The sequence below is a fragment of the Limnofasciculus baicalensis BBK-W-15 genome (assembly GCF_024178385.1).
Classification (GTDB): Bacteria; Cyanobacteriota; Cyanobacteriia; order Cyanobacteriales; family Coleofasciculaceae; genus Limnofasciculus; species Limnofasciculus baicalensis.
This window is the reverse complement of the sequence record NZ_JAMZMM010000430.1, coordinates 4,284-4,546: the sequence shown is the minus strand read 5'-3', so window position 1 is coordinate 4,546 and position 263 is coordinate 4,284. Positions and strand designations below refer to the sequence as shown.

Sequence of the window (263 nt, the reverse complement as noted above, 5' to 3'; positions counted from 1 at the left end):
GAACCACCACCGGAACCACCACCGGAACCACTACCGGAACCACCACCGGAACCACTACCGGAACCACTACCGGAACCACTACCAGTAGTGACTAGATAAAATCGGTTACTCCCCTGCTCGTGATATTTAACCTTTACCTTAGTTTTTGAGCTGCCACTGAAACGGATCGATTCAGAGACTTGATATTGATATCGAGCAGCACCGGAACTTCCTGACAATGTAAATACATCTGTATGACTTGAGCCACCAGAAGCACTACCAGC

The 263-nt window shown here is 48.7% G+C and carries 1 protein-coding gene; it reads right to left on the bottom strand.

What is annotated here, in order from left to right; genetic code table 11:
• A partial coding sequence (locus NJ959_RS25965) for a hypothetical protein (RefSeq protein ID WP_254014654.1) occupies positions 1 to 263 on the bottom strand: 263 nt, incomplete at both ends.